Source organism: Rhodococcus sp. YH1, assembly GCF_009939605.1.
Taxonomy (GTDB): Bacteria; Actinomycetota; Actinomycetes; order Mycobacteriales; family Mycobacteriaceae; genus Rhodococcus; species Rhodococcus aetherivorans.
In genome coordinates this window covers 1-22,286 of record NZ_WVTE01000232.1, presented here as the reverse complement: position 1 = coordinate 22,286, position 22,286 = coordinate 1, and the positions used below count along the sequence as shown (strand labels likewise).

The following is a 22,286-nucleotide window of genomic DNA, read 5'->3' as shown; positions in this document are numbered from 1 at the left end:
AAAGGCCCGAGAGATGCGCACCCGTCCCGGCCCGTTCCAGTGGCTCGCCTACGCCGTCGGCCGCCCCCTGCCCGCCTCGATGCGCGAGTGGGTGCGCAACGACCTGATCGGCGACCACGCCGTCGCCCGCCACATGATCCGCAGCCAGGTCCCGTTCCTCCCGCTGTACGCCGCGTTCCTGCTCCTGCCCGGCCCGGTGTGGCTGCGCCTGTCGACGATGGGGCTCGGCGTCGCCCTCGCGCTGTTCTTCTCCGCCGCCTACATGGCGCAGAACCGCCGGCGCCGGCTCGAGCGCAACGGTCTGCCGGGAGACCTCGAGAATCCCCGGCGCGTCCGGGAGCGCGACGCCGAGAAGGCCGCCTACGAGCGGCTCCACTCCACGATGCGCGCCGACCTGCGGACGCGGGGGTAAGGCGCAGTCACCTCTGCCGAGTTGACGTTGCAGAGGTGGGTCCGAGGAAGCTTCACCACAGGACGACCAGCCGTCGGTGTGGCCTTTCAGCCCGAGATCCGGTTTCTCACAGCTGATACGGCAGCGGCGTGCCGATCGCCTCACCAACGGCAGAAGACGGCACCGATCGTCTCCTCCTCGAGCCGCGCGACGACGTCGACGGCGTCACCGCTCACGACGGTCGCGTTCGGCCCGTCGAGGGCCCCTTCCAGTGTGGTCGACACACCGTGCGGCATGCTCCTCATCCGGGTGACCCATGAGTCGTTCGCGCCGGACTCCTCGGTCCTCGAGGCCGGCAGTCGCACGAATTGCCGATAGGTAGTGGCTCCGAGGACCATCCGCCGCTCCGCGTCGTACAGGGCGAGGCGGTGGTCGAGCAGCGCGGGGCCCTGCTTACTCCAGCAGCCGCGGTGGGAGCCGTAGCCGTCCGGGCTGGAAAAGACGCCGAAGGTGGAGGTAGCGGTCCTGATGCTCTCCTCGAGAGCGGGTGATCGGGCGTGGATACAGACTGAAACCACGGCCGAACTCATCACCGTCGGACTCCAGAAGTCCGGCCGCCCGGATGCCACCGACGGACCACCGCTCCACGGTGATCGGGATGCGCTAGGGAAGACCAGCCCTCGGCGTCCTTCCGGCGCCGGTGGTCCCCACGGGTGCGCTGCTCGCCGCCCGGCTCGGCGCGGGCGCCGCCGTCGGCTCCGGCCGACCGGCGGGTGCTCTAATTCGTTCCCGACTCATCCGGTCGCAGCGCCCGAAAAAGCCGGTCCGGGTCGAGTTCGGCTACCGGGGCCACCACCACACCGAGCGCCCGCGCCTCGGCCACCGCACGGGCCAACAACCGGCGGGCACGCTCGTAGCGGCACCGAAGATCGTCGGTCAGCGCAACATCGCGCAGTGCGACTCCCGCGGGGACCTCCTCGAGCGCCTCCGCGACCAGAGACCGCACGATGAGAACCCCGGTCTGTACACCCTCGACCGCCCAACGCTGCTGCCACTGCATGCCGACCGCCCTCGACTCGGCCCAGCACCGATCACCCGCCGCCATTATCCGCCCCGCAGGCCCACGGCGTCACGCCTGGAACAAGGAGATCACCGTCGGTGACGTGCCCGGTGTCGCAGACTGCCGCCGCGACGAGACGGGGTCGCCGGCCGGCGGGACCGGGTCGCCGGTCCGGGGATGCAGGCGCCCGAGATCGACCCTGGGTGGGCGTCGATTCGACTGCGGGAGGTGGCACGCCGCCCTCACACCACCCCGGTTTCGGATCCCGGAGTCCGAGCCGGGTGATGCGGTGACAAACGCCTTATCGTGGAGTTGAGTCGACTCTGTGCGTCCAACCAAACTGTCAGTCGCCTTGGGCCGAGAAGCCCTCGCCGCGCGTACCGAATCCGCGAACGGCTGGTTGCAGGGAACACCACCGGGACGGACGGTCCGGCGTGTCATCGACGGACTCATCGACATCGAGCTCGCCGACCGATCGATGAGCCTCGCAGCCAAGATCTTCACCTCGGTACTGCCGCTGATCATAGCCGCCTCGATCTTCAGTGACTGGGATCTGGCCACCCACGCAATCGAGGAACAACTCGGTATCGACTCGACCGACCTGTCGGCCTGGACCAGCGAATACGACGCCACCGACCCGACCTTCGCGGCATTCGGTGTCCTCGGATTGCTGCTGGTCGCCATCAGCGGCACATCATTCACCCGGACCCTGGCACGGATCTACGCAAAGATCTGGAACGTGCCGCCGATCAGCGCCCGCGATGCCTGGCGGTGGCTGGTGGTCCTCCTCTTGGTCGCTGCGTCGGCTGCGCTGATCGGCGTGATACGCCAGGTGTCCGGTCCGCACTTCGTCGGCAGGTCGCTGGCGATCCTCGGCGAACTGGCGGTGTGGGCGGTCGTGTGGACCGTGTGCCCGTATCTGCTCACCAGGGGCGCGTTGTCCGGTCGCGTGCTGTGGGCCACCGGGATGCTCACCGCGTCAGGCCTCACGGTGGTCCGTGCCGCAGGTCGGATCGTGCTGCCGAAGCTTACAGCCACAGCAGAGACGAAGTTCGGTCCCCTGGGGGTGGTATTCACCTCGATCAGCTGGCTGTTCGCGCTGTCGATGGTGATCGTGGGTGCCGCGACGATCACCAAAGCACTCGCCCTCGACGAGAGTTACCTCGGCAGATACCTCCGCGGGCCGAGCGCCGGCGCCTGAGGTAGCCCGTCGCACTCGGGCCCATGAGAAGTAGCTGCCGACGGCACGATGAACCGTCCTGGATCGAGTGGAGACCTCGTTCAGGCCACCTCGAGGCCTGAGGCGGCGGTGGGACGGGGTTCGCGAGAGCGTGTCTCGTAGTCGATCGGCGAGCGGTATCCGATCGACGAATGCAGCCGGTCCGCGTTGACCAGCGCACCCGCTCCGCGGTTTCCGTCTCCACTTCTCCGCTTGCGTCCGCACGGACCCCAATCGGTCCCGGTGGATCAATTCGATCTTGTAGAGCCCTACGGTCGGTTCCCTCATGCCGTTGTCGAGGACGTCCCCGACGCTACCGATCGAGCCGGCGATGCCCGATTCGGTCCGTGCCTCGGTGAACGTCCGCGAGGTGTACTGACCGACCGCATCCGGGCGATACACCAAACCTGTTGAGGTGGAACGCAAATCGGTTCGCTTCCGGATGAACAGCGCTTACCCGTGCACGCCGCCGACGGCGCGGGGGCGTGCCGGTGTGGTTGAGCTCGGCCGCCGGCCCGGACGAACGGTGGTGGACGTTTTCCGGGTTACGCTCAACCGGTCCCAGAAGGACGATAGGAAAAGTGCTGTAATGCTCTGCAATCAAACACTTTATCCGGTGTCGCCGTATACCGAAGCCGCGCGACGGGCAGGCCGGGTCCATCCCGGTCCGACGTCGGCGCGCCAGGGGGCGCGTCGTTCGACGATCGTCGGGTGGCGCGTCGTGATGCCGCGGACGTACGCGCGGAAGACGGCCCGTTCGCAGTCGGTATCGAGCAGCATGAGCTCCACAGTGTCGTGGCCACCTCGTCCGGGATCCGGAGGTGGTGCACCGGGCTCCTCGGCACGGCAGCGCACTGACCCAGCGGACCCCGATTCCCGGCGGTGGCGGCCCGCGCCGGCGCACCCAACTGCTCGGCGAGACGGCGCGCCGGGCCGGGAGCCTCGTCCGGCAGCTCGCGAGAAAACAACGCCGATCGCCGACGAGCACGCTGTCAAGGACTCGACTCCGGGCACGTCCGTGGTCCGCAAGCCCAGGACCTATCCGATACGGCGGGGACGTACCCGATACCCCTGGTCCGTGAGCCATGCGCGGGCGCGACCAGCTCTGCGTTCGTCCGAGAACAGCCGATACCGGTGAAACTCGTTGGGCGACTGCGAGAGCACGTCCTTGAAGCGGCGGAAAGCGCCTCGTCCGCCGAGCGCGATGCGCAGCTGCTCGGCCAGGGCGGGATCGGCCACCGAGTCGAGGAACACCTCCATGTCGCGGTAACCGGGGCGCGATCCGACGCACTCGACGAACAACCAGCGGTCGGGGTCGCCGTCCGCGTCGTCGTCGGACATCTCGTCGATGACCATGGCCGGCCACGTGTGCCCGGTCTCGAGGTCGAGACGGCCGCCGCCGTAGACGACGTCGCCTTCGAGCTGCGATGACAGCTCGTCGAGATCGACCGGCAGTGGCCGGAGCGTCGGAGTGGCCCGGGCCAGTGCGGCCTCGAGCTGGTCGGCGAGCTCCGCGTCTCCGGTCCAGCCGCGCACGTGCAGCGCCGCGGCGCACCGGGTGGCCACCTCCCGCGCTCCGGGCAGCCGATCGTCGACGGCCGCGACGAGCGCGTCACCGATCAACTGCAAGACCGCATCGGCGGGTCGTCCCCGCACCAGCTCGAGGACCGTGTCGGTACTCGTGTGCAGAGCGGCACGCAGCGCCCGCACCGCGTGTTCGTCCCAGCCGGTCTCCATCGAGTGCCGACGATAATCGCACCGGCCCCGACGCGGCATCGTTTCGGCCTCCCGGTCGACCACTTCCCTGCCGCTGGCGCGACAGCCGCACCGTCCGATACGACGAGCGCCCAGGCGCCATACGGCCCATGGCTCCCTCGCACCGACATGAAAGCGAGGCACTCGCTTTTCGGACCGCCTCACGGTCGAGCTGCGAATCCCGTTGCGGACTGACACCGAGGATCACTGCGATACCCACACCGACAGCCCAGGGCGGCGCAGATGCACCACCGCCGCCCGCGCAGCCTGCTCCTGCGCGCGAGCGGCTGCTTCGACCCGGGTCCGCGCCTGGCGTGCTTCGGCGATGGAACGACGGTCCGACCTACCACCATCTGCGGGCAAAGCAGAAGCCGCTGTTGTGGGTGCCCGATGCGGTGACCTGGTGCAGCTCCTGCAGGGACGAGCACCTACCGCAGGTGCGCCGGCGGTGATACCGAGGTGGATGTGATCGTGGTGGACGCGGTCGGAGAAGAAGCCCTTGCGTACTCCGTTGAGGTCGACAGGTCCACCGACCTCGGTGGCCCCCAACTCGGCGGCTCGCCGCATCAGCCGAAGCGGTCGATCGTCACCGGCCGGGGCGACCACCGGCCGACCGTCGATCTCGCGGATGTCCACGGCTCGTCCGACGGCGTGGTTGGACACCCGCGCGGTCGGAAACACCGTCTGGATGTGGCCGGTATGCATCACCTGGACCGTCAGGGTGAACTCCCGGGACAGTGCGTGAAGTATCGCCAGCAGCTGGGTGTCGATCCTGCCGGTGCGGACGTCGCTCCGGGCGGGGTCCGGCAGGACGATCTTCGGGTCGGCGAGCACCGCTGCGGCCGTGTCGGTCAACGGCAGCGGCGCACCCAGCGAGGTCGGTGGGACGAGTCGCTCGACGGTCCAGTTGCCGCCGGGTTCTCGGGCCAGCCGCACGTCCACGACGAGTTCTCGGATCCAGGGCCCCGAGACGGTGCGCAGGTTCTGACCGACCAAGGCGATCACCGCCGCGGTGTCGCGGGCCAGCCCGCCGTACTGCGGATAGACCACGGTCAGTTCCCCGGCGCGGGCGGTGGCCGGTTGGAGGACGGACGCGGTCGCTGCCGCCGCCGGTGACGCGCCGGCCCGGACGAGGTTGTCGACGGCCGTCCCGTCGTCGCTCCAGTTGCCGGCGGTTTCCAGAAACGCCGCCGCGGTGCGCTTGATCTCCGGGGACACTTCGCCTGGGGCCGGCCGCCAGCGACTCGCGTCGGCGGACAACGGAGAACGAAGTGGGCCGGCTCCGGGACCAGGGTGAGGTTGCTGCGGTGTCGGCGTGGTTGCCGGGTGCGCAGGTTCGGACGGGGTCGACTCGACGGCGCACGATGCCACGGCGGCGGCCGAGCCCGCGGTCAGCAACGTCAACAGCTGACGCCGGGTCAGATTCATCAGGGATCTGTCCCGCACCGGTCGCAGAAACTGCCGGGGCGGGCCGGAGGCACGACGGGGTGGCGATAGCTGCGTACGGCGACGCCGTCGCGGGTGAGGTGTTCGCGCACCGGGCTCCATCCCAGGTGTTCGTAGAACGCGCCGGCGCCGTCCGGGCCGGCGCTGGTGAGCAGCTCGGCTGTTGCAGCGCCCCGCTCGTGCGCATGGGTGAGAAACAGCTCGACCAGGCACGCACCGACCCCGCTACCCCGCAGCGGCGGCCGGACGGCGACCGCGGCCAGCAGAGCTACCGGCACGGGATCGATCTGGGCCGAGTGCGCGGCAGGCCGTGAGGTGATCGTGCGAAGAAGGCGTCGGGTCCACGGCCCCGCCCGTGTGCGCAGGAACCGCACCGCCAGTGGTGGGTGATGCAGCAGCGACAAGGCTGCGGTCGACGCCAGGGCCAGCATGCAGCGGCGGTCGGCCAGCACCGCCCGCATGTGTGCCGATTCGTCGGTCGATCCGAACAGGAAGGCGCACACGTCCTCGCCGGAGTCGCACCGACGCACCGCGACGAACGCCACTGCATGCGGTGAGTCGAGGAATGTCCTGTGCCAGCGACGCATGAAACGCGGCCCCAGAGCGGGGAAGAACCCGACAGGCAGCTGCTCGATGTGCAGTTGCGCTGTGGCGTCGAGATCGGCGGCAGTGGTGCCTCGCAGGACGAGATCGTTCGCGGTCAACGGACCGGGCCGTGGAGAAGGCGCCGGTCGGGCACGGCACCGCGGGCGGCGGCGACGCAACGTCGGTCGGTGCACGAACCGGTTCCCCTTCTGCGGTCAGGTCAGGCCGGGCATGCCGTGGTCATTTCTCGACGTCGCATCTCTCGATACGGCCGCCGAATCTCCGACGCAAGGCCGGACAGCATTGCGCCGATCCCTGGGCACGGAGTCTTCTGCGCCGCAACTGGGTGGTCCGGGCCGTGAAATGGCGGAACCCGAGCAATCGCGCCGACACGAGAAGGGCGACGCGCGTCGCGGCTCCTCCCGCGGGCTCAGAAGCACGCGGCGTAGTCGACGGTGTGGTCGTACCCGAACAGGGTGCTGCTCCTCACGGACGACGGCCTGCCCTCAACCCTCTTCCCCGGTCCGGACCGGGGAAGACGAAGTCCTGTCTCGAGTGTGCCCCCGGCGGTATGGCTTCGCCCGCGTTTCCGAGGAATCTGCTCGAGACCCGAGCCGGGCGTCTCACGGAGCGGACCCTCGCCGGAAACCACGGCTGGGCCGAAACGCGGCTGCCGGACTCGGCTGTCAGGACAGCGACGGGACGGCGGTAGCCTCGGGTCGTAATCGAGCACCACCGCGATCTCCTCGACGGAACATCCTCGAGCAGATGCACGGCATCGGCGACCATCTCCGGGACCTGGTCGAGCCGACGAGCCTGGGCTGCGGCCTCAGGGCCGCAGGGGGCGCGGTGTCCGCCGCCCGAGCGAACTCGTCCGCGGCGGTCTCGACCGTCACCTCCGGCTCGCGGGCGTGGAACTGGACGCTCGTCCCGGTTCGACGGCGCCGGCCCCCGAGCGGCCGCGTCATGCCGACATGGATACATACCGTCTGAATGTCTTACCGCCTAATGTAATTCGATACTGTTGGACGTCACAGCATCAATTCGGTGAGACAATCCAGGAGTCGAAGGGAGGCGCATGATGGCCCAGGCACGAACCGTGATCGGTGAGAGCGTCGAGGAGTCGATCGGGGGTGGCGAGGACGTCGCGCCACCGAGGCTCGGGCCGGCCGTCGGCGCCCTGGCCGACGTGTTCGGTCACGGCCGGGCGGTGGCCCGGCACGGCGTGTCGTTCGGCAGGGAACTGGCGAAGATCGCCGTCGGCCGGTCGACGGTGGCTCCGGCGAAGGGAGACCGCCGGTTCGCCGACTCGGCGTGGAGTGCGAACCCCGCCTACCGCCGGCTCGGGCAGACCTACCTGGCGGCAACCGAGGCCGTCGACGGAGTCGTCGACGAGGTCGGTCGCGCGATCGGCCCGCGACGCACGGCCGAGGCCAGGTTCGCCGCCGACATCCTCACCGCGGCCCTGGCCCCGACGAACTACCTGTGGACCAACCCCGCGGCGCTGAAGGAGGCGTTCGACACCGCCGGACTCAGCCTCGCACGCGGCACCAAGCACTTCGTCTCCGATCTGATCGAGAACCGGGGCATGCCGTCGATGGTCCAGCGCGGCGCCTTCACCGTCGGGAAGGACCTTGCGGTGACCCCGGGTGCGGTGATCTCCCGCGACGAGGTCGCCGAGGTGCTGCAGTACACCCCGACCACGGAGACGGTCCGCCGCCGGCCGGTGCTCGTGGTGCCCCCGCCGATCGGCCGGTACTACTTCCTGGACCTGCGGCCGGGACGCAGCTTCGTCGAGTACAGCGTGGGCCGGGGCCTGCAGACCTTCCTGCTGTCGTGGCGCAATCCCACCGCCGAGCAGGGCGACTGGGACTTCGACACGTACGCGGGCCGGGTGATCCGGGCGATCGACGAGGTGCGGGAGATCACCGGCAGCGACGACGTGAATCTGATCGGTTTCTGCGCCGGCGGGATCATCGCCACCACGGTGCTCAATCACCTTGCCGCGCAGGGCGACACCCGAGTGCACAGCATGGCCTATGCGGTGACGATGCTGGACTTCGGCGATCCGGCACTGCTCGGCGCGTTCGCCCGGCCCGGCCTGATCCGGTTCGCCAAGGGCCGGTCCCGCCGCAAGGGCATCATCAGCGCCCGCGACATGGGGTCCGCGTTCACCTGGATGCGCCCGAACGACCTGGTGTTCAACTACGTCGTCAACAACTACCTCATGGGTCGCACCCCACCGGCCTTCGACATCCTCGCCTGGAACGACGACGGCACCAACCTGCCCGGCGCCCTGCACGGTCAGTTCCTCGACATCTTCCGTGACAACGTGCTCGTCGAGCCCGGCCGGCTCGCCGTGCTGGGCACGCCCGTCGACCTGAAGTCGATCACCGTGCCCACGTTCGTCTCGGGCGCCATCGCCGACCATCTGACCGCATGGCGCAACTGCTACCGCACCACCCAATTGCTCGGTGGAGAAACAGAATTCGCGCTCAGCTTCTCCGGGCACATCGCCAGCCTGGTCAACCCGCCGGGCAATCCGAAGGCACACTACTGGACCGGGGGCACACCCGGCCCGGACCCGGATGCCTGGCTCGAGAACGCCGAGCGGCAGCAGGGCAGCTGGTGGCAGGCCTGGGCCGACTGGGTGCTCGCCCGCGGCGGGGAGGAAACCGCCGCGCCGGACGCACCCGGCAGTGCGCAGCATCCCGCGCTCGACGCCGCTCCCGGCCGGTACGTGCGCGACCTGCCCGCCGGCTGACCGCCCGTCCCCCGACGACCCGTCCGGACCCGGACCCGGACGGGTGTCCCACCACAGCGGTAGTGACGACCGCTCTGCTCCTGCTGGAGACCCGCTCTCCGGCACCTTGGAGACGTCTCGGGTTTGCAACGCCTTCCGATCGTTGCATCGACCCATGGAACGGGCGCCTCCCGTACCCGTCGGACAACGCGCAGACGCACCCGACGGCGTGGTGACACAACACCGGCGCAGCATTCTGCTGTGGACACCGAGGGCATGCACCTCGGAAAACACGAGACCCCGCGAGCCCGCGACGACTGCGACCGCTCCTGGCCGCCGAGAGAATCGGCCACCGCCCATTGCCTCCGGCGGATTGAGGGAGCAGGGTGAAGCACGGGGGAATGACCGGCGACGCCGCGTCGGCGCCGCCCTGAGGAGAAGGGTGCCGATCATGTTCGCACGCTCCACCACAATTCACGCGCATCCGTCGTACATCGACGCCGGGATCAAGCACGTACGCGACACAGTGATGCCCGCGCTGGCGGACATCGAAGGCTGCCTCGGAATGTCCCTGCTGATCGATCGCGGCTCGGGCCGGTGCATCGCGACCAGTTCGTGGCGGGACGAGGAATCGCTACGCGCCAGCGAGGGCCCGGTGCGGACGCTGCGTGACGCCGCCGCCGAGATCTTCCACGGCACCACGGAGGTCTCGCGGTGGGAGATCGCTGTCATGCATCGCGACCACCATTCCGAGCGCGGGGCCTGGTGCCGCGTCACATGGGTCAAGACCGAGCCGGCCCACATGGACCGCGGCGTGGACATGTGGAAGATGGCCGCACTGCCCCAGATGGAGGAACTCGAGGGCTTCTGCAGCGCCAGCCTGATGCTCGACCGCGCCGCGGGTCGCGGGGTGTCGTCGCTGACGTTCGACAGCGCCGAGGCGATGGAACGCAGCAGAGAACGCGTCGACAGCATCCGGGCCGAAGTGGCTCGCGCGGCGGGCGCCGAGGTGCTCGATACCTGCGAGTTCGAGCTCGCCATCGCGCACCTGCACGTCCCCGAGATGGCGTGAGCTGATCAACTTTCGAGAAGGACGACCCCGGCCGGTTGCGCCGGCTGCCGCAGCGACCGGCCGGCGTTCGAAAATCGAATATGTGCTCGAGCAAGGGGAGCGGTCTACGCACCGAAACCGTGTCCGAAGACATGAATGCCGTGTCCGAAGACGTAGATTCAGGGACCGGAGACCGGTCACCATCACTCACACCCGGTGGGGGGCGGCGGTGCGAGGCCGGATAGGAGGCCGCCATGATCGAAGTCGAGGACAGCACTGTCATCGCGCGCCCGATCGGCGAAGTGTTCACCTTTGTCGCGGACCAGACCAACGCTCCCCGATGGCAAGACGGATTGCTGGAAGTACGCCGGATCACCGACGGACCGCCGGGAGTAGGTACCAGGCATGTCGCTGTCCGTAGATTCATGGGACGCAAGCTCGAGCTGACCAACGAGTACGTCCACTACGAGCCGAACACGAAGATCACCTTCACCGGGGCTTCGGGACCGAGCAGTTTCGAGGCGGCGTATCTGACCGACACGACGGCCGACGGGACCCGGGTGACGTGCCGCATGCGGATGGAGCAGAGGGGCCTCTTCAAGCTCGGTGACCCGCTGGTTGCCGCCGGCCTCCGACGGGAATTTGCCGTGAACCTGGAGAACCTCAAGGGTCTGCTCGAAACGAAGGCCGACGGCCACCTGCCGACGAAGGACCGTGTCATGCGTGTCGACCGTTCGACCATCGACCTGTCCGGCTACCCGGACCTGGTCGTCGTCTACCTCGGAATGCGCGTGAATCGTCCTCGCGGCTTGCTGCGGATGCTGGGGCTCGGACCGCAGATCAACCGATCGTGGAAGGACAAGCCCGACGGGCTGCTGCTGCACGAGGACTTCATCTGGTCCCTGCTTCCGCCCCACGCCGGGATGCGGCAATACTGGCGCGACCTGGACAGTCTGGAACGCTGGACCCGCTCCGACCCGCATCGGCTCTGGTGGCGCACGTTCCTGCGCGACTCCGGCGGCACCGGGTTCTGGCACGAGACCTACTTCATGCGCGGCGGCGTCGAGGCGATCTACGACGACATGGCCGAGCCGACCGGTCTCGCGCGGGTTGCCCCACGCGTGCCGGCCCGCGGAGCGATGTTCTCCGCACGACGGCGCGCGGGCGACACGACGCCGGCAACGGTCGCGCCCGTGGTCTTGGAGAGCAACTACTACGCCGACGAACCAGAGACGCGCTGACGTTGCTCCCTGGTGTTCCGAGTGGGCGCGGCGACCGGTCCGGGGAAGCAGCCCCCGCCGGGCCCCGACTGCGGTTCCGCCCGGCCCCGGCGCTGCAGACAGGGATACCCGTCGCTCGCGGTGGTTGTCACAGGGGGCCGGTTATCGGACGAGTCTGACTTCGACGAGAGCCGTGCCCGGGTAGTTCTTCTCCGCTCCGTCGGGCAGGAAGCCGTTGCGACGATAGAAGCTGTGCGCGCGGGGATTGTCCTCGGCGACCCAGAGTTGCGCACGGTCCCCGGCCAGAACCGCGTCGAGAAGTGCCTGACCCGCACCACTCCCGTGGTGTTCGGGCAGGAGATAGAGGGTGTAGAGCTGAAGATCTCGGACGGGGTCCTCGTCGTCTATCGGTATGCCTGCAGAAGCGAACCCGACAATCTCCCCGTGAGCCTCTGCAACGCGTAGTCGCGGCGGCCGCCGCGGCCCGTTCAGCATGGAGCGCCACATGGCCGTCCGCTGTTCGAGCGCGTCGTCGTCGAAGAAGGAGCTCGGGAGAAGGTGCCCGTACGTGGCACGCCAGGTGACGATCAGCACCCGAGCGATCGCATCGGCGTCGGCCGGTCCGGGCGCCCGCACGTGGAACTCCGAAGCCTCCCGCACGGTTCGAGACTAGCAACGCGGGCAGATACCGCACGCAGCGCTCGTCGGCGGGCCGATGCCGACCCTGACCGATTCGGCGAGCCCTGTCAGTCCTCGTACGGCGCGAGGACGTAGATCGGGATCTCCCGCTCGGTGCGCCGGGCGTACACCTCGTAGTTGGGCCACACCTCCACCAGCACCTCCCAGTGGATCGCCCGCTCGCTGCCCTCCGAGCGTCGCGGTACCACCACGGTCTCGCGGCCGCGGTAGGTGACCCGGGCCTCGTCGGCGGCGTCGAGATTGCGGGCCCAGCCGGGCAGCTCCGGCATCCCCCAGTTCGAGCCGGCGACGAGCCAGGCGTCGTCGTGCGGAACGCCCAGCAGCGGCGTGCTCCGCTCGACCCCGCTCTTGCGGCCGCGGACCGTGAGGACGAGCTCCGGCAGGCCGGCCAGGGTGAGCAGGGTGACGCGGCCGAACGTGACCCGCTGGATGGTGTGGTCGACGGTGACGATCTGCTTGCCGAACCGCGGCAGCCACGGCTGGCTCCCCAGTTTCACCGCCACCGGCCGGATCGGATTCACGCCGGCGACCAGGCCGCCAGGACCGTGCGCACGGCGGTGACCACCGCCAGCGGCTGGTCGATGACCGGGTGATGTCCCGCGACCGGCAGATCCGTCACCAGCGCGTCCGAACCGAACTGGGGCCGCATCCGGGCCAGCAGGTCGGGACCGACGATGCCGTTCTCCGAGCGGAAGTAGGCGATGCGGCACTTCGCCTCGAAGCTCTCGAGGCTGGTGCGCCGGTCCTTGGTCATCCGCAGGGCGTCGAACTTCCAGCTCCACCCCCCGGGCACCTGCCGCATGGACTGCCGCGCGATGTGCTCGAGCACGTACGGCTCGGCGGTCTCCTGGGGCGGGACCAGCCGGAACCGCGCCATCGCCTCCTCCGCCGTCGGATACACCTTCGTGCCACTGCGCTCCCGCGCGGCCTGCGCCCGCATCTCGATCTCCTCGGGCGTCAGGTCCCGGATCGGGGAGTCGAGAATCACCACCCCGTCCAGCCGGTCGCCGTACAGATGGGAGGCCGCGAAGGAGACGATCCCGCCCATGCTGTGGCCGACCAGCACCGGGGGCCCGGCGATCCCGCCGGCCTGCGCCACCGCGAGCACCTCCGCGGCCCACAGTTCGAGGGAGTAGCCGTCGCGGTGGCCGCTGTCCCCGTGCCCGCTCATGTCCAGCGCGACGACGCGCCGGCCCTCGGCGAGCTGGGGTGCGACGTGATCCCACCAGCGCGAGTGCGCCATCCCGCCGTGCACCAGCACGATGCCGGGACGGCCCTCCTCACCCCACGCGCGGTAGGCGATCGAGACGCCGTCGACCTCGACGTTGCCGGTCTCCACCGGCGCGGCAAGTGCCTCGACGAACCACTTCGGCGCCGATTCGTTGTCGATGCTCATTACCCGAACCTACTTCGCTCTCACCTTCCGGTCACCAGCTGGGCCACCAGAGCGAGACGCGGCTCCTCCTGCTCGGGCTGCGGGTGGACCACCGCGGCGACGGCCTCCCCGTCCAGCAGGTGCACGATCGTGAACAGCAGCGTGTCGAATTCCGCCGGTTCGAACCGGGAGGCGATCGGCAGGGTGCGGCCGAACTCGGCGATCTGGGCGTGGTACCGCTGCGCCATCGGAGCGAGACGGGCGCGCAGCGCGGGATCGGTGCGCGCCGCGCCGAGCAGTTCGTACCAGGCGGCGTTGATCGGGGCGCGGCACGCGGCCCGCAGCAGCCGCAGGCACTCGCGGACCGACTCGGGGCTGTCGCCGGGCCCACCGAGTTGTTCGAGCCCGAGCCGGAAGTTCGCGAACTGCCGCTCGCGGACGGCGTCGGCGGCGGCGACCATCAGATCGAGCCGGGCCGGGAAGTGCCGGAACACCCCACCGGAGGACACCCCGGAGCGGCGGCACACCTCCCCGATGGTGGTGGCGGTGTAGCCGAGTTCACCGAGGGCCTCGACGGTCGCGTCGAGGATCCGCTCGATCGTGGCCGTGCGGCGCTGCTGCTGGGTGCGCCGCCCCGCGACCGGGTGTCGTTCTCGCTCCGGCGCTTCCGTCATCGGGTGCCGCTCCGCGCCGGCACGGGTCCACGCGCGTCGACGCCCGCGCGCAGGAAGCGCCCGGTGCCGACGGTGGCGCCGTAGCCGGGCACGAACTCGCCCGCACGGAACACCACGCGCCCGGCCACCGCGGTCGCGGTGACGGCGGCGTCGTTGCGGTTGACCATGCGGCTCAGTCCGCCGAACTCGGGCATGGGCGCCTCGTGGTAGGCGTCGGTGTCCTCGTTCAGACCGGCCGGGTCGACCACCACGAGGTCGGCGCGGTCGCCGATGCGCAGGTGCCCGGCGTCGATGCCGTAGAAGTCGCCGAGTTCACCGGTGAGCTTGTGGATCGCCGATTCCAGCGGCATGACGGGCTTTCCGCGCCCGGCGTACTCGTGGATGCGGCGCAGCATGCAGATGCCGTAGTTGTAGAACGCCATGTTGCGCAGGTGCGCGCCGGCGTCGGAGAAGCCGACGGTCACGCCGGGCTGCCGCAGGAGCCGGTTGGCCACCTCCGGCCGATCGTTCGCGATCACCGTGTGCCAGCGGAACTTCCGTCCGTGTTCGACGACGAGGTCCAGGAAGGTGTCCACCGGGTGCACACCGCGTTCGCGCGCCACGTCGCCGATGGAGCGGCCGACGAGCGACGCGTCGGGGCACTCCACGATGGTGGTGTCGTCGAAGTCGCGGTGCCACACGCGCGGCGAGAACTTCTTGTCGAAGTCCTGCCGGAACCAGCGGCGGTACGCCTCGTCGCGCAGCAGCTCGTTGCGGGCGACCTCCTCCTTCAGGTGCAGGGCGGCCCGCCCCGAGCCGAACTCCTCGAACACCACGAGGTCGATCCCGTCGGAGTACACCTCGAACGTGGTGGGCAGGTGCTGCCAGCGGAAGGCGCCGCGGCCGATCCGGTTGGCGGCGAAGGCGATCGGAGCGAAGATGCGGTGCACCCAGCGTTCGGCCTTGGTGTCGGCGGCGGCGAGCACGGCGGCCTTCATCGGCTTGCGGCCCAGGCCGGTGGTGGCGAGGGCGAAGAACGCCACGTCGTACTTGGTGTTGAGGTTCGGCACGGCCTGCAGGACGCGGCCGCGGCGGCGCAGGATGCGGTGTATCCGGCGGAACTCGGACCACGAGGCGTGGGTCGAGGGCAGCGTGCGGGAGCGGTAGCGATCGCCGTCGAGTTTGTCCCAGGGATTCGTCATGGTGGACACGCCGAGGAATCCGGCGTCGAGGGCGTCCTCGATACCGGCCTCGATCGCGGCGAGTTCGGCACGGCTCGGAGCGCTGGCGGGATCGGTGGAGCGGCCGAGCCCCAGGACGGCGGCCCGGACGTCGGAATGCCCGATGAACGCGGCGACGTTCGGGCCGAGCGGCAGGGCGTCGAGCGCGGCGACGTATTCCCGGGGCGACGACCAGGTCCTGCCCTGCTCGAGCGCGGCGAGCACGTGTTCGCGGGGCAGCGCCTCGACCCGGCTGAACAGGTCCGCGGCGTCGAGCGGCGGCACGAACACCGTCGAGAGCGAGCAGTTGCCCATGAGGACGGTGGTGACGCCGTGCCGCACCGACTCGGGCAGGCCGGGCGAGACGAGCACCTCGGCGTCGTAGTGGGTGTGGGGGTCCACGAAGCCGGGCATCACCCACCGGCCTTCCGCCTCGATCACCTCGGTGTCCGGCCCGATGGGCAGCGGTTCGGCGCTCGCCGCCGCCACCACGCCGTCCCGGATACCGAGGTCGCGGACGACGCCGGGTGCGCCGGTGCCGTCGAACCACAGACCTCCGCGGACAACCAGGTCGAACTCGGCGGGCGCCGGTGTCGTGTCCATGTGACCTCCCTCACGTCGATGCACCGAGCATAGCGAGAAAGAGGACGACCGCTCTCTATTTTCGGTAACTCCCCGGGCAGGCGCCGGACCGGTCGGGGCCACGAATAGAGTGCGGCCATGCCCGCGTTCCCGGCCGTCCCCGCCACCCCCGCTCTGCTCGTCGACCGTGACATCCTCGACCGCAACATCGCGCGGATGGCCGACGCGGCGCGCATTCGTGGCGTGGCCCTGCGCCCGCATGCCAAGACGCACAAGTGCGTCGAGATCGCCCGTCGCCAGATCGCCGCCGGCGCCGTCGGGCTGACCGTCGCGACGGTCTCCGAGGCCGAGGTCTTCGCCGATGCCGGTTTCCGCGACCTGTTCATCGCGTATCCCCTGTGGACGGACGCCGCGCGCGGGGCCCGGCTGCGTGCGCTTGCCGCGGAGGTCCGCCTGACCGTCGGGGTGGACTCGGCCGAGGGCGCGCGGGCACTCGCCGAGCACGCCCGACCGGGCCTGCACGTGCTCGTCGAGGTCGACAGCGGTCACCACCGCACCGGGGTCGCCCCGGAGCGGGCCGGGTCGGTCGCCGTCGCGGCCGCCTCGGTCGGGCTCGAGGTGCGCGGCGTGTTCACGTTCCCGGGGCACTCCTACGGGCCCGGTCGGCCGGCCGTCGCGGCGGCGGACGAGGCCACGGCACTGAGCCGGGCGGTGGCGGCGGTGGCGGCCACCGGACACGACGCGAGCGTGGTCAGCGGCGGCTCGACCCCCACCGCGCACCTCGACGTGCCGGCTGCCACCGAGCTGCGGCCGGGCGTGTACGTCTTCGGCGACGCGCAGCAGCTCGAGCTGGGCACGGCCGGTGCGGACGCGATCGCGCTGACGGCGCTGTCGACGGTGGTGTCGGCGCGTGACGACACGGTGGTGCTCGACGCCGGCAGCAAGGTGCTCGGCGCCGATCGCGCCGCCTGGGCGACGGGCTACGGCCGCATCCTGGGCGCACCGGACGCACGGATCGTCGCGCTGTCCGAGCACCACGCCACCGTGCAGTGGCCGGACGCCGCCGATCGCCCCGCGCTCGGCACCCGGGTCCGGGTGATCCCCAATCACGTGTGCACCACGGTCAATCTCGCCGACGACCTGATCGTCGTCGCCGGGGACACGGTCGTCGACCGGTGGCCCGTCGCCGCCCGCGGCTGCAACACGTAGGCGGCTCCGCCGCCGGTGCGTCCTTTGGGCGGCTAGGACAGCCCGAAGGACACACCGCGCAGGGCCGCCCCGATCGCGTCGGCCGCGTCCACCGCCCGGGATTCCGGCAACCGCGCGTACCCGCACACGAGTCCGCGCGGACCGCCGGGGGCCGCGCTGTACGTGCTGAGCGGCGCGCTCTCCACCCCGAGCCGTCGTGCTGCGGCGGCGACCGCCACGTCGTCGACGTCCTCCGGAAAACGCAGCACCACATGCAAACCCGCTTCGATACCGGTCACCGACACGCCGAACCGCTCGAGATCGCGTAGCGCACCGACGAACGCGGACCGCCGGGCGCGGTACGTGCGGGACGCACGCGCCAGATGCCGCGACAGCGCCCCCGACTCGATCAGCCGGGCCAGCGCGGACGCGGTGACCGAACACGCCACCTCCCCGCTCTCGGTCACGGCTGCCGCGATCCGCGAACGCAGCGGGACCGGCGGTATCAGCCACGCGAGCCGCAGATCCGGCGACAGGATCTTCGAGGCAGTCCCCACGTAGGCGACGCACTCGCGCCCGCCGTCGATGCTGCGCAGCGCCGGGAGTGCGGACACGTCGTATCGGAACTCGCCGTCGTAGTCGTCCTCGACGACGACAGTCCCGGTCTCGGCGGCACGGGCGACGAGCCGTGCCCGACGGGACACCGGCATGCGCGCCCCCATCGGATACTGATGAGCGGGTGTGCAGTACACCGCGGCGTCGGTCTCCCGCACCAGGTCGGGATCCAGACCGTCCTCCCCCACCGGGATCGGCCGCGGCCGGGCGCCCTCGCCGACGAGCGCCCGTCGCGCACGGCCGTACCCCGGGTCCTCGAACGCGACGTCGCGGTCCCGCAGCGTCGCGGCGATCGCGAGCACCCGGATCGCGGCGGCGACGCCCGGCAACACGACGATCTCGTCCGGGCCGCAGGCGAGGCCCCGCGTCCGCCGGAGGTGATCGGCCAGCGCCCGGCGCAGCTCCGGATGCGCATCCGGATCGGCGACGCCGAGGGTGCGTGGTGCCGCGGCGGCCGCACGCCAGGCCCGGCGCCACTCCGCGTCCGAGACCAGCGCCGGGTCCGGTATGCCCGGCCGCAGGTCCAGTACGGGCGCGCGACGAGCCCGGTCCGGCTCCGACGGCGGCGCGGCGGCCACGACCGGGTGTGATGCGGCGTGCGCCCGGGCCGCCACGTCCGCTCCGGCCGCGACGCGCGTACCCGAGCCCGCCCGGGCCACAGCGAAGCCCGAGGCGCACAGCTCGTCGTACGCCTCGACCACGCAGCCACGGGACACCCCGAGCTCCGCGGCCAGCGTGCGGGTCGACGGCAGGAGATCGCCGACCCGGATGTGACCGCACCGGATGCGGTCGACGACGGCCTCGGCGAGACGCTGCCGCAGGGGGGCGCCGGTGTCGGGCAGCTCGAAGGTCAGATGGACGACGGGCGCGACGCGGGGCACGGCACGACAATACTGGTCCTGAATTCGGCGGGTCTTGTGGATCTGTTCATCGGTCCGCATATCGACGAGGCTCGCCTGCATGGACAACATCAGGCGCTATCCCGAACGGGCCCGGACCCGGCGGGCCGACCTCGACGCGGTACTGGACGCGGCGGTCACGTGCACGTTCACCACCGTCGCCGACGGCCTGCCGTGGGTCGTACCGATGCTCTACGCGCGCGACGGCGACCGGCTCCTCCTGCACGGCTCCACCGGAGCGGGCGCGCTGCGCCTGGCGACGTCCGGGGCGCCGGTGGCCGTGTGCGTGTCGATCCTCGACGGCGTCGTCGTGGCGCAGGACCTGTTCCACTCGTCCGCGAACTTCCGATCCGCCGTGGTCCGAGGCGAAGTCACCGTCCTGTCCGCAGAGGAGTCCGCCGGCGCACTGGACGTCCTGTCGGACGGCCTGATACCGGGGCGCAGCGCCGAAACCCGGGCACACACCAGGAAGGAACTGGCGGCCACGGCCACCCTGGCGCTGCCCATCCGGCCGGGGCAGTGGACGGTCAAGATCCGCGACGCACCGCCGTCCGCGCCCGACATGAGCGACGGCTCCTGGGCGGGCGTGGTCCCGTTGCGGACGGTCGCGGGCCGGCCGGTCGCCGCGCCGTGGGTCGCGGACGACGTGCCTGTACCCGCGTCCGTCCGCAGGCTGGTGGACCGCTACGCGACGAGCACGACGATGGTCTCCGCGACCAGCGCCGGCTTCTCGGCGCCCTCGGCCTCGACGGTGTAGGTGACGGTGAGGTTCGCGCCCTTGGCGGTGCGCTCGAGGGACGCGAACTTCGCGGTCGCCCGCACCTTCGAACCCACCGGGACGGGCGACGGGAAGCGAACCTTGTTGGCGCCGTAGTTGATCTTCATCTTCAGGCCCTCGATGGCGAAGATCTGCGATCCGAGGACGGGCAGCAGCGAGAGGGTGAGGTAGCCGTGGGCGATGGTCCGGCCGAAGGGGCCGGACTTCGCCCGCTCGGGGTCGACGTGGATCCACTGATGGTCGCCCGTGGCATCGGCGAACTGATTCACCCGTTCCTGGGTGATCTCGAGCCAGTCGCTGTGGCCGAGGTCCTCGCCGACGGCCGCCTCGATCTCGTCGATTCCGTTGAAGGTCCGCATGTTCCATTTCTCCTGTGTCAGGGCCGCAGTGGCCGGTGCCCGGCGCGGCGGAGGGTGACGCGATACGTGTAGTGCTCGGGCAGGAAGTAGCTGACGGACAGCTCGGTCGGTTCGCCCGCATCGTTCGAGTACAGCCGGTCCACCCGCAGCAGCGGATGTCCGGGCCCGCAGTTCAGCTCGCGCGCAACCTCTTCCGTGGCCCGCGCGACGGTGATCGTCTGGGCCGCCTCGACGATGGGGTGCTCGAGGTACGGCTCGAGCAGGCCCATCACCGTGTTCCGGCTCGACGCCCCGGCCGCGAGCTCCGGGGCGCCCTGCACGTGCGCGGCCACGTGATCGGGCAGGTACACGGTGGTCAGCGCGAACGGGATCCCGTCGTGCACGCGGCGCAGCACCACCGCGTGCACCAGATCGGTGTCCAGGCGCAGCCGGCTCGCGGCCTCGATGTGCACGCCGCGGCGCAGCGGCGCGACGATCTCCATCGTGGTGTCGGCGGCGAGGTCGAGCAGGTCCTCGATGGAGCCGAGCTGGCGCCGGTAGCGCCGCCCGTCCTCGTTGGCGAACGTGCCGCGGCCGGGCACCCGGTAGACGACGCCGTCGGCGACGAGGTCCTGGAACGCGCGCCGCACCGTCTGCCGGCTCAGCCCGTAACGCTGCGCGAGTTCGGCCTCGGTGGGCAGGCGGACGCCGCCGCGGTACTCACCGGCGTCGACGGCCTCGCGCAGCCGTCGCGACAGCTGCGCGTACGCCGGTTCCGTGTCGCGTTCGCCCATGACGACCATGAATCCTAGTGACGGCTGGTCACAGGCCGCCGCGGGCCACCAGTTGGGACGCGATGACGCCCTTCTGGATCTCGTTGGTGCCCTCGCCGACGATCATCAGCGGGGCGTCGCGGAAGTAGCGTTCGACGTCGTACTCGGTGGAGTAGCCGTAGCCGCCGTGGATGCGCACCGCGTTCAGCGCGATCTCCATCGCGATCTCCGAGCAGTACAGCTTGGCCATGCCGGCCTCCATGTCGCACCGCTCGCCGCTGTCGAACTTCTCCGCCGCGTAGCGGGTCAGCTGCCGCGCCGCGGTGAGCTTGGTGGCCATCTCCGCCAGGTAGTTGCCGATCGACTGGTGCTTCCAGATCGGCTGCCCGAAGGTCTCGCGCTGCTGCGCGTAGGCGAGGGAGTCCTCGAGCGCGGCCGCTGCGACACCGAGGGCGCGGCACGCGACCTGGATGCGGCCGGTCTCGAGACCCTTCATCATCTGCGCGAAGCCCCGGCCGGGCTCGCCGCCGAGGATCGCCGTCGCCGGGGCACGGTAGCCGTCGAAGCTCAGCTCACAGCTCTCGACGCCCTTGTAGCCGAGCTTGGGCAGATCCCGCGAGACGGTCAGGCCGGGCCCGTGCTCGACCAGGACGATGGAGATGCCCTTGTGCCGCGGGGTGGCGGCCGGGTCGGTCTTGCACAGCAGCGCGATCAGCCCGGCGCGGCGGGCGTTGGTGATCCACGTCTTGGCGCCGTTGATGACCAGGTCGTCGCCGTCCCGGCGGGCGGTGGTGGTCATCGCCTGCAGGTCCGAGCCGCCGCCGGGCTCGGTCAGCGCCATCGTCGCCCGCACCTCGCCGGTGGCCAGGCGGGGCAGGTACGTGCGCTTCTGCTCCTCGGTGCCGAACAGCGACAGCAGCTTGGCGACGACGGTGTGCCCGCCCATCGCGCCGGCCAGCGACATCCAGCCGCGGGCGAGTTCCTCGGTGACCTGCGCGTAGCACGGCATCGACACCGGCATCCCGCCGTACTCCTCCGGCACCGCCAGCCCGTAGATCCCGATCTGCTTCATCTGCTCGATCCACTTCTCGGGGTACTCGTTTGCGTGCTCGACCTCCTGCACCGACGGCTTGACCTCCCGGTCGATGAACTCGCGCACCGTCTTGACCAGGAAGGTCTCTTCGTCGCTCAGGTAGCTCACGGAAAATCCTCGAATCGACACGGGACCTGCGATCCCACCCGTCATTTGTACGGCCATTTTTGGCCTCACGCCCTCGCGATGTCAATACCTCTGGGCGCGAGACACCCCCTGAACGGCCTATGCGTCGCCCCAGTCCTCGCTTATGAGTCGGCGCCGGGTAGCGCCGGACCGGACAATGGCCGTACATTTATCCCGTTCCCGACCGCCCCACAGCAGAGGTTGATCCGTGAATCCTGCGCAGCCCCGCCGCCGGCGAGCCGTGCTCGTCGCCCCCGGCTCCGACGAACGCAAGGCCGGCAAGGCGCTGGCCTCCTCGGCCGACGAGGTGGTCCTCGACCTCGAGGACGCCGTCGCCACCGCCCTCAAGGACACCGCCCGCGACCTCGTCGCCGATCTGGTGTCCACCCGCGGCACCGGCCGCGCGATCGCGGTCCGCGTCAACGGTCCCGGCACGCCGTGGTTCGCCGACGACCTGCGCGCCTGCGCCGCCCTCGG

At 70.4% G+C, this 22,286-nt stretch carries 23 protein-coding genes and 2 pseudogenes; 9 read left to right on the top strand and 16 right to left on the bottom strand.

Annotation, left to right across the window (positions count from 1 at the left end; translation table 11 throughout):
- The first annotated feature begins 13 nt into the window (after positions 1 to 13).
- Entirely contained in the window at positions 14 to 412 is a 399-nt protein-coding gene (locus AIIKEEIJ_RS20605) for a DUF5313 family protein (protein WP_029546168.1), read from the top strand.
- Positions 413 to 579: 167 nt separating this feature from the next.
- Here the strand turns inward: AIIKEEIJ_RS20605 and AIIKEEIJ_RS20600 are convergent.
- Both AIIKEEIJ_RS20600 and AIIKEEIJ_RS20595 read right to left on the bottom strand, forming a co-directional pair.
- Positions 580 to 981 (bottom strand): annotated as a pseudogene (locus tag AIIKEEIJ_RS20600) (dihydrofolate reductase family protein); the annotation flags it as partial.
- 188 nt (positions 982 to 1,169) lie between these two features.
- A complete protein-coding gene (locus AIIKEEIJ_RS20595) occupies positions 1,170 to 1,451 on the bottom strand; it encodes a hypothetical protein (RefSeq protein WP_006941479.1) in 282 nt (93 codons plus the stop codon).
- Between the two features lie 325 nt (positions 1,452 to 1,776).
- Here AIIKEEIJ_RS20595 and AIIKEEIJ_RS20590 point away from each other — a divergent pair, with 325 nt between their 5' ends.
- The gene (locus AIIKEEIJ_RS20590) at positions 1,777 to 2,652 is read left to right on the top strand and encodes a hypothetical protein (RefSeq protein ID WP_006941478.1); all 876 of its coding nucleotides are present in this window, start codon (positions 1,777 to 1,779) and stop codon (positions 2,650 to 2,652) included.
- Positions 2,653 to 2,732: 80 nt separating this feature from the next.
- On the opposite strand, the pseudogene AIIKEEIJ_RS33170 reads toward AIIKEEIJ_RS20590, so the two are convergent.
- The 5 genes and pseudogenes from AIIKEEIJ_RS33170 to AIIKEEIJ_RS20570 form a co-directional block, all read right to left on the bottom strand.
- Positions 2,733 to 3,123: pseudogene (locus AIIKEEIJ_RS33170) on the bottom strand (IS3 family transposase); the annotation flags it as partial.
- A gap of 156 nt (positions 3,124 to 3,279) precedes the next feature.
- Complete coding sequence (locus AIIKEEIJ_RS32695; protein ID WP_174824758.1) at positions 3,280 to 3,450, bottom strand: hypothetical protein; 171 nt, start codon at positions 3,448 to 3,450, stop codon at positions 3,280 to 3,282.
- A 258-nt stretch (positions 3,451 to 3,708) separates the two neighbouring features.
- On the bottom strand, positions 3,709 to 4,407 hold the full coding sequence (locus AIIKEEIJ_RS20580) for a UPF0158 family protein (protein ID WP_161996464.1): 699 nt from the start codon (positions 4,405 to 4,407) through the stop codon (positions 3,709 to 3,711).
- A 222-nt stretch (positions 4,408 to 4,629) separates the two neighbouring features.
- The gene (locus tag AIIKEEIJ_RS20575) at positions 4,630 to 5,643 is read right to left on the bottom strand and encodes an extensin family protein (protein ID WP_238406500.1); all 1,014 of its coding nucleotides are present in this window, start codon (positions 5,641 to 5,643) and stop codon (positions 4,630 to 4,632) included.
- Between the two features lie 209 nt (positions 5,644 to 5,852).
- On the bottom strand, positions 5,853 to 6,575 hold the full coding sequence (locus AIIKEEIJ_RS20570; RefSeq protein WP_161996463.1) for a GNAT family N-acetyltransferase: 723 nt from the start codon (positions 6,573 to 6,575) through the stop codon (positions 5,853 to 5,855).
- Between the two features lie 649 nt (positions 6,576 to 7,224).
- Here AIIKEEIJ_RS20570 and AIIKEEIJ_RS20565 point away from each other — a divergent pair.
- The 4 genes from AIIKEEIJ_RS20565 (at position 7,225) to AIIKEEIJ_RS34085 (ending at position 11,491) form a co-directional block, all read left to right on the top strand.
- On the top strand, positions 7,225 to 7,449 hold the full coding sequence (locus AIIKEEIJ_RS20565) for a hypothetical protein (protein WP_161996462.1): 225 nt from the start codon (positions 7,225 to 7,227) through the stop codon (positions 7,447 to 7,449).
- 88 nt (positions 7,450 to 7,537) lie between these two features.
- Positions 7,538 to 9,220, top strand: coding sequence for an alpha/beta fold hydrolase (locus AIIKEEIJ_RS20560; protein WP_161996470.1), 1,683 nt, complete (start codon positions 7,538 to 7,540; stop codon positions 9,218 to 9,220).
- 421 nt (positions 9,221 to 9,641) lie between these two features.
- Complete coding sequence (locus tag AIIKEEIJ_RS20555) at positions 9,642 to 10,271, top strand: antibiotic biosynthesis monooxygenase (protein WP_006941464.1); 630 nt, start codon at positions 9,642 to 9,644, stop codon at positions 10,269 to 10,271.
- A 233-nt stretch (positions 10,272 to 10,504) separates the two neighbouring features.
- Positions 10,505 to 11,491: a monooxygenase family protein gene (locus AIIKEEIJ_RS34085; RefSeq protein ID WP_338020994.1), complete on the top strand. Its 987-nt coding sequence runs from the start codon at positions 10,505 to 10,507 to the stop codon at positions 11,489 to 11,491.
- A 141-nt stretch (positions 11,492 to 11,632) separates the two neighbouring features.
- Here the strand turns inward: AIIKEEIJ_RS34085 and AIIKEEIJ_RS20540 are convergent, their stop codons facing one another.
- From AIIKEEIJ_RS20540 to AIIKEEIJ_RS20520, 5 genes are all read right to left on the bottom strand, one after another.
- Positions 11,633 to 12,130, bottom strand: coding sequence for a GNAT family N-acetyltransferase (locus AIIKEEIJ_RS20540; RefSeq protein WP_231385953.1), 498 nt, complete (start codon positions 12,128 to 12,130; stop codon positions 11,633 to 11,635).
- Positions 12,131 to 12,216: 86 nt separating this feature from the next.
- Positions 12,217 to 12,672: a nitroreductase/quinone reductase family protein gene (locus AIIKEEIJ_RS20535; RefSeq protein ID WP_231772428.1), complete on the bottom strand. Its 456-nt coding sequence runs from the start codon at positions 12,670 to 12,672 to the stop codon at positions 12,217 to 12,219.
- Positions 12,673 to 12,686: 14 nt separating this feature from the next.
- Entirely contained in the window at positions 12,687 to 13,565 is an 879-nt protein-coding gene (locus AIIKEEIJ_RS20530; RefSeq protein ID WP_161996461.1) for an alpha/beta fold hydrolase, read from the bottom strand.
- Positions 13,566 to 13,585: 20 nt separating this feature from the next.
- Positions 13,586 to 14,218, bottom strand: a complete 633-nt coding sequence (locus tag AIIKEEIJ_RS20525; RefSeq protein ID WP_006941449.1) for a TetR/AcrR family transcriptional regulator — start codon at positions 14,216 to 14,218, stop codon at positions 13,586 to 13,588.
- Positions 14,215 to 16,020, bottom strand: coding sequence for an N-acyl-D-amino-acid deacylase family protein (locus AIIKEEIJ_RS20520; protein WP_029546190.1), 1,806 nt, complete (start codon positions 16,018 to 16,020; stop codon positions 14,215 to 14,217). Before AIIKEEIJ_RS20520 ends, AIIKEEIJ_RS20525 begins: the two co-directional genes overlap by 4 nt.
- A gap of 117 nt (positions 16,021 to 16,137) precedes the next feature.
- On the opposite strand from AIIKEEIJ_RS20520, the gene AIIKEEIJ_RS20515 reads away from it, so the two are divergent.
- Positions 16,138 to 17,208: an alanine racemase gene (locus tag AIIKEEIJ_RS20515; RefSeq protein WP_029546192.1), complete on the top strand. Its 1,071-nt coding sequence runs from the start codon at positions 16,138 to 16,140 to the stop codon at positions 17,206 to 17,208.
- Positions 17,209 to 17,240: 32 nt separating this feature from the next.
- On the opposite strand, the gene pdxR is transcribed toward AIIKEEIJ_RS20515, so the two are convergent.
- Positions 17,241 to 18,743 (bottom strand): MocR-like pyridoxine biosynthesis transcription factor PdxR, encoded by a 1,503-nt coding sequence (gene pdxR / locus AIIKEEIJ_RS20510; RefSeq protein WP_202917338.1) that lies wholly within the window; start codon positions 18,741 to 18,743, stop codon positions 17,241 to 17,243.
- Positions 18,744 to 18,762: 19 nt separating this feature from the next.
- Here pdxR and AIIKEEIJ_RS20505 point away from each other — a divergent pair, with 19 nt between their 5' ends.
- Positions 18,763 to 19,458, top strand: a complete 696-nt coding sequence (locus AIIKEEIJ_RS20505) for a pyridoxamine 5'-phosphate oxidase family protein (RefSeq protein ID WP_029546196.1) — start codon at positions 18,763 to 18,765, stop codon at positions 19,456 to 19,458.
- Here AIIKEEIJ_RS20505 and AIIKEEIJ_RS20500 read toward each other — a convergent pair.
- The 3 genes from AIIKEEIJ_RS20500 to AIIKEEIJ_RS20490 are packed head-to-tail and all read right to left on the bottom strand — an operon-like array spanning position 19,386 to position 21,791.
- On the bottom strand, positions 19,386 to 19,838 hold the full coding sequence (locus AIIKEEIJ_RS20500) for a MaoC family dehydratase (protein WP_006941443.1): 453 nt from the start codon (positions 19,836 to 19,838) through the stop codon (positions 19,386 to 19,388). The two genes, AIIKEEIJ_RS20505 and AIIKEEIJ_RS20500, sit on opposite strands and share 73 nt — an antisense overlap.
- Positions 19,839 to 19,855: 17 nt before the next feature.
- Positions 19,856 to 20,620 carry a GntR family transcriptional regulator gene (locus AIIKEEIJ_RS20495; protein WP_029546198.1) on the bottom strand — a complete coding sequence of 255 codons (765 nt, stop codon included), beginning with the start codon at positions 20,618 to 20,620 and terminating at the stop codon, positions 19,856 to 19,858.
- A 19-nt stretch (positions 20,621 to 20,639) separates the two neighbouring features.
- Positions 20,640 to 21,791 (bottom strand): acyl-CoA dehydrogenase family protein, encoded by a 1,152-nt coding sequence (locus AIIKEEIJ_RS20490; protein WP_102799480.1) that lies wholly within the window; start codon positions 21,789 to 21,791, stop codon positions 20,640 to 20,642.
- 259 nt (positions 21,792 to 22,050) lie between these two features.
- Here AIIKEEIJ_RS20490 and AIIKEEIJ_RS20485 point away from each other — a divergent pair.
- Positions 22,051 to 22,286: aldolase/citrate lyase family protein (locus AIIKEEIJ_RS20485; RefSeq protein ID WP_338020996.1), on the top strand; the 236-nt coding region annotated here is incomplete at its 3' end.

What these genes read in the sequence shown, in the direction of transcription:
- AIIKEEIJ_RS20605 (WP_029546168.1), top strand. Translation starts at nt 14, where the DNA reads ATGCGCACCCGTCCCGGCCCGTTCCAGTGGCTCGCCTACGCCGTCGGC.
- AIIKEEIJ_RS20595 (WP_006941479.1), bottom strand. Translation starts at nt 1,451, where the DNA reads ATGCAGTGGCAGCAGCGTTGGGCGGTCGAGGGTGTACAGACCGGGGTT.
- AIIKEEIJ_RS32695 (WP_174824758.1), bottom strand. Translation starts at nt 3,450, where the DNA reads ATGCTGCTCGATACCGACTGCGAACGGGCCGTCTTCCGCGCGTACGTC.
- AIIKEEIJ_RS20580 (WP_161996464.1), bottom strand. Translation starts at nt 4,407, where the DNA reads ATGGAGACCGGCTGGGACGAACACGCGGTGCGGGCGCTGCGTGCCGCT.
- AIIKEEIJ_RS20565 (WP_161996462.1), top strand. Translation starts at nt 7,225, where the DNA reads ATGCACGGCATCGGCGACCATCTCCGGGACCTGGTCGAGCCGACGAGC.
- AIIKEEIJ_RS20560 (WP_161996470.1), top strand. Translation starts at nt 7,538, where the DNA reads ATGGCCCAGGCACGAACCGTGATCGGTGAGAGCGTCGAGGAGTCGATC.
- AIIKEEIJ_RS34085 (WP_338020994.1), top strand. Translation starts at nt 10,505, where the DNA reads ATGATCGAAGTCGAGGACAGCACTGTCATCGCGCGCCCGATCGGCGAA.
- AIIKEEIJ_RS20530 (WP_161996461.1), bottom strand. Translation starts at nt 13,565, where the DNA reads ATGAGCATCGACAACGAATCGGCGCCGAAGTGGTTCGTCGAGGCACTT.
- AIIKEEIJ_RS20525 (WP_006941449.1), bottom strand. Translation starts at nt 14,218, where the DNA reads ATGACGGAAGCGCCGGAGCGAGAACGACACCCGGTCGCGGGGCGGCGC.
- AIIKEEIJ_RS20520 (WP_029546190.1), bottom strand. Translation starts at nt 16,020, where the DNA reads ATGGACACGACACCGGCGCCCGCCGAGTTCGACCTGGTTGTCCGCGGA.
- AIIKEEIJ_RS20515 (WP_029546192.1), top strand. Translation starts at nt 16,138, where the DNA reads ATGCCCGCGTTCCCGGCCGTCCCCGCCACCCCCGCTCTGCTCGTCGAC.
- pdxR (WP_202917338.1), bottom strand. Translation starts at nt 18,743, where the DNA reads ATGCGGACCGATGAACAGATCCACAAGACCCGCCGAATTCAGGACCAG.
- AIIKEEIJ_RS20505 (WP_029546196.1), top strand. Translation starts at nt 18,763, where the DNA reads ATGGACAACATCAGGCGCTATCCCGAACGGGCCCGGACCCGGCGGGCC.
- AIIKEEIJ_RS20500 (WP_006941443.1), bottom strand. Translation starts at nt 19,838, where the DNA reads ATGCGGACCTTCAACGGAATCGACGAGATCGAGGCGGCCGTCGGCGAG.
- AIIKEEIJ_RS20495 (WP_029546198.1), bottom strand. Translation starts at nt 20,620, where the DNA reads ATGGTCGTCATGGGCGAACGCGACACGGAACCGGCGTACGCGCAGCTG.